General features: G+C 42.2%; 1 tRNA gene and 1 rRNA gene. Both read right to left on the bottom strand.

From position 1 onward, the window contains the following. Nucleotides 1–121: ribosomal RNA gene (locus CIK04_RS30105) — 23S ribosomal RNA — on the bottom strand; the annotation flags it as partial. Between the two features lie 282 nt (nt 122–403). Next, a tRNA-Val gene (locus tag CIK04_RS30110) sits at nt 404–479 on the bottom strand. Between the last annotated feature and the right edge of the window lie 83 nt (nt 480–562).

A 562-nucleotide genomic window follows, 5' to 3' on the forward strand; every position in this document is an offset into this window, starting at 1 on the left:
CATTCGGAAATCGTAGACTCAAGTGGCTGTTACTGCCTCATCTACGCTTATCGCAAGTTACTACGTCCTTCATCGCCTCTGACTGCCAAGGCATCCACCGTGYACGCTTAGTCACTTAACCATACAACCCCAAAGGGTCTTTGTTAAACAACCAAAGTTGCTATCTCATTATTTGAATGAGCGAGATAGCGTTGATTTTGCCGGACTCAATTTCGAATAGTCACTWAACAGTGACATTCCCAAGAACACTTGAATGTRTTTGTTGGTGCTTGTCATAAAGACAAACATTGAGAACTTTACAAACAACAATAATTTGTTGTTTTGTCAGCTTTCCAAATTGTTAAAGAGCAGATTTTCTAATGAAAACCATGTTTAAAGATTCTTAAGGAAAAACCCTTAAAGATGGTGGGCGATACCGGGTTCGAACCAGTGACCCCCTGCTTGTAAGGCAGGTGCTCTCCCAACTGAGCTAATCGCCCACATTATTTGTTTTCCCGTGGAAGGAAATGGTGGGTCGTGCAGGATTCGAACCTGCGACCAATTGATTAAAAGTCAACTGCAT

The sequence above is a fragment of the Vibrio sp. 03_296 genome (assembly GCF_002265885.1).